Annotated in this window: 2 protein-coding genes and 3 pseudogenes; 1 reads left to right on the top strand and 4 read right to left on the bottom strand. The window is 70.4% G+C overall.

Annotated features, from left to right (window positions below):
- Positions 1-266 precede the first annotated feature (266 nt).
- Positions 267-449 (top strand): annotated as a pseudogene (locus tag CLM62_RS52830) (FAD-binding protein); the annotation flags it as partial.
- A 77-nt stretch (positions 450-526) separates the two neighbouring features.
- On the opposite strand, the pseudogene CLM62_RS39365 reads toward CLM62_RS52830, so the two are convergent.
- The 4 genes and pseudogenes from CLM62_RS39365 to CLM62_RS52350 all read right to left on the bottom strand — a co-directional run.
- Positions 527-739: pseudogene (locus tag CLM62_RS39365) on the bottom strand (helix-turn-helix domain-containing protein); the annotation flags it as partial.
- Positions 736-2211 (bottom strand): glycosyltransferase, encoded by a 1476-nt coding sequence (locus CLM62_RS39360; RefSeq protein WP_095754683.1) that lies wholly within the window; start codon positions 2209-2211, stop codon positions 736-738. The gene CLM62_RS39360 and the pseudogene CLM62_RS39365, both read right to left, overlap by 4 nt.
- 864 nt (positions 2212-3075) lie before the next feature.
- Positions 3076-3321 carry a hypothetical protein gene (locus tag CLM62_RS52355; RefSeq protein ID WP_095754682.1) on the bottom strand — a complete coding sequence of 82 codons (246 nt, stop codon included), beginning with the start codon at positions 3319-3321 and terminating at the stop codon, positions 3076-3078.
- 95 nt (positions 3322-3416) lie between these two features.
- Positions 3417-3515: pseudogene (locus CLM62_RS52350) on the bottom strand (hypothetical protein); the annotation flags it as partial.
- Between the last annotated feature and the right edge of the window lie 41 nt (positions 3516-3556).

The raw sequence follows: 3556 nt of genomic DNA, 5'->3' as shown, positions 1-3556 counted from the left end.
ACCGCCCATCCGCCGCCCGCCCGCGAAGCCCCAGACCGCCATCGAGGCGACGTCCACGCCGACCGCGATCCACAGCGCGGTGGACAGACCGAGGGCGCCGCCCGCCGACAGGGCGATCATCAGGAGCAGGCCCGCGGCGCAGCTGAGCAGCGGGCTGCTGACGAACAGTCCTGACGCCGGATGAGGCGTTCACCTGACCCGATTCGGCTGTCCTCGATCGCCTCACCGGTGCCTAAGCGCCGGCATCCCGCATCGGAAGGAAGAATGTGACACTCGAGGGAAAACTGGAGCGGAAGCTGCTTTGGTCCGACAACCAGGGCTACGAGCAAGCTCGCCGCGACGCCGTATGGAACGGCCGTAAGCCCCCAGGACGTCCGGCCGGAATCGTGCTGGCCGAGGACGCCCACGACGTCGCGGCGGCCGTACGGCTGGCCAAGGAGCGGGGGCTCCAGGTCTCCGTCCGCGCTGGCGGGCACAGCACCTCCGCCGCGGGTGTTCGCGAGGGCGCGCTCGCGTCCCGAGTCAGGAACCCGTACGAGACCAGCTCGGCCACCAGCCGCGAGGCAGTCGCCACGTGCAGCCCCGTACGCCGGGAGATCTCCGAGACGGTCAGGGCGGGCTCCTCCGGCGTGAACGCCTCGAAGATCCGCACAGCCCTCGCCAGAACCGACTCGCCGTCTTGTGTCCTCACTTGGTCATCATCGGACTCCTTCAGAGAAGTGAAACCACAAGGGTTCATAGAGTGGACAGACCTGCACCGGTGCTGCACACCCAACGCCCCCGCACAGTGGTCAGAACGTCCTGGTGTTGGGCGCCCCCTGACATGCCCAGGCCGCGCGGGTGCCGTCCGGTTTCGGCTCCACGACCACTCCATGCATCACAGAGCAACGTCTCCACCTGGCGGCCGGTCTGGGCGTGTCCGTCTTCCGCCACGCGGTCGAGGAGTCGTGGCTCGTCCGCGTGGGCGACATGCCCGTCTGAGGCTGACTGCTCACGGCCGGGACGCTCTTCGCCTGCATCTGCGCCTGTCGGACGCGGCGCTGACAGCGGGCTGCCGAGGCACCGACGAGTGAGCCACGCGGGAGGCGACTCGGTGCTCAGCGCGGTCGCCAGGTTCTCGATGTCACCGACCAGGTCGGCCGGGGAGGGAAGCGCGGCGATCTCGTCCCGCATGGCGAAAGCGGCCTTGCGCAGGGAGTCGTCGTTCACGAGGGTGTCGAGCAGGTCGCCGTCCACCACCTGGGGCTCGGCGCGCAGGGCGAAGCCCTGAGCAACGGCAGCCGCGGCATTGGTGAAGTGGTCGGCACCACTCGGCAGGAACAGCTGCGGGATGCCGACGGCCGCCGACGCCATCATGGAGCCCGCTCCGCCGTGGTGGACCACGGCGTCGCAGCCGGCCAGCAGCTGGGCAAGCGGCACCCAGTCCGACAACGGCCTTACGTTGGGCGGCAGATCGCCCAACGGCGCGAGGTCGGCGCCGCCGAGGGCGAGCAGGAAGTCGGCGTCCACCGTGGCCGCCTGCTCGATCAGCCGGGCGACGTACCGCGCGCCTGCCGTCCGCGACAGCGCCGTGCCGAGCGTGACCACGACCCGCTGCCGCCCGCCGCGCGCGACCAGGTCCGCCGGCACCGCGCCGCCGCCGTTGAACGGCACGTACCTGACCCGCCAGCCCGTGCCGTCGCCTCCGAGCGAGGCGGGGACCACGTCGAGCACAGTGCTCTCGGGCGGCCCGGTCACCCCGCGGGCCCGGTACTCGTCGGCCAACTCGGCGGCCATCCCTTCGACGTAGGGCAGGCCCGCGGTCACACCGAAGTTGTGCACCATCGTGGGGATGCCCAGCACGGCAGCGACGAGTGGCGCCGCACCTTGCATCGTGGCGTGCACGATCACGTCCGGCCGCCACGTCTCGGTCAGCCGGAACAGATCGCCCAGGGCGGACCGGCTGTGCTCGGCAAAGCCGATCACGGCAAAGCGGTTGATCTCCTCCTGCGTGAGCTCCTTCGGCCCGTTCTTGCTGAAGCGAGCGAAGATCTCGGCCGTGGTGGTTCCGTCACCCACCTCGACCAGGGGTAATCCGGTCGGCCTCAGCACAGTGACCGGGGCCTGACCGGCGAACAGGACGTCGTGCCCGGCCGACCGCAGGGCCTGGGCGGTCGGGACCATGGGGAAGACGTGCGCGGCCGAGCCCGGGGCGCTGAACAGGATTCGCATTACGTGTACTCCTCGTGGAGGTGAAGGGTGGCGGTGTCATCTCACGGGCCCGGCGGGGAAAGGCGGTGAGGGCGGGCGGGGAGGCCCGCCCTCACCGAGCGGGGCAGGGGGGAAGCCGCCCCGCGTCTGCGGTGCCCGTCCTGGTCATGCGGTGGCCACCTGCTCGCGCGTCGCGTCGCCGTGCCGCGTCGCCGCGCGGCGCGTTTGCGCCCCGCTCTTGTCGCGCCTGTTCCTTCCTCGCCTGCTCGGTGGCCCCTTCTTCCATGGCCTTCAGCTCGTTGCGGACGTAGTCGGCCGAGCGGCGCTCGAGGACGGCGTCGTAGCACATGGCCAGCTGGTCCAGGGCCTCCTCCGACCAGCCCGCCGACCGCCGTGTTCCGTCCCTCCTCGCCGTCCATGCCCTCGAGGACGCGCACCGCGCCGTCCTCGAGGCGCTCGATCAGGACGGCGGCACGGACCTCGGTCGTGGCGGGGCTGCGGTACTTCAGTTTGCTGAGGGCCTGATGAGCGGCGGCGCGGTCGGCGAGGCGGAGGGCAACGGCGTCCTCGTGCACGGACATGAGCTCTCCCTCGGTCGACAGAGCCGCAACGGGCCTGTGTATGACGGTGGAAGCGGCGCCCGCCTTGATGGGACTTCCACCTTCATCTGTGAGACATCATGTATCGAAGTTAATTGTGGGTCAATACGTCTCACAGATGAGCGATGGAAAAGAGCAGTCACGATGCCCCGGGCCAACAAAAGACACCCGGGCCCACCGGAGCCGCGCCTCCTCCTCCCGCCGCGGCCACCGAACTTGTCGAAGGCGGACCCGAACACGTCAATCACGCCGCCGCCCAGCGGGCCTGAGTCGGCCGCGCCACCGCCTACCGGCACTGGCCCGACCAGCAGACCCTCCTCTTCGACGGGGCGGTTCCCGCGCGCTCCATGACGTGGTGGACGTCGTCGAGGGTCACCGTGCGCCCCGCCTCCGGTACGACGTACAGGCAGACCCGCTCGCCGAGTCGGGCGTCCGGCATCGCCACGGCGGCGGCGCGGGCGACGCCCGGGGTCTGGTAGGCGAAGTTCTCGATCTCCTCGGCGGAGATGTTCTCCCCGCCCCGGATGACCATGGCCGGAGAGTTGACGACTCCCCCGCGATCTCGAACGCCATCGCCTGGTGGTCGTGGTCCTTCAGGAAGTCCGGCACCGCGACGGCCACCGCCTCGCTGTGCTCGACCAGATAGCCGATCTCGTGTCTGCGGTGCCCCGGCAGGGCCATCACCGGGATGACCCCGAGGCGCAGGCAGGCGTACGTGAGGATCACGAACTCGGCGGTGTTGGGCAGCTGCACCACGAGCCGGTCGT

This window comes from Streptomyces sp. SA15 (assembly GCF_002291145.1).
GTDB lineage: Bacteria > Actinomycetota > Actinomycetes > Streptomycetales > Streptomycetaceae > Streptomyces.
This window is presented reverse-complemented; position numbering and strand designations above follow the sequence as displayed.

Bases quoted from the DNA above. Each gene is read 5' to 3' on its own strand.
- CLM62_RS39360 (WP_095754683.1), bottom strand. From the start codon at position 2,211: ATGCGAATCCTGTTCAGCGCCCCGGGCTCGGCCGCGCACGTCTTCCCC.
- CLM62_RS52355 (WP_095754682.1), bottom strand. From the start codon at position 3,321: ATGGTCATCCGGGGCGGGGAGAACATCTCCGCCGAGGAGATCGAGAAC.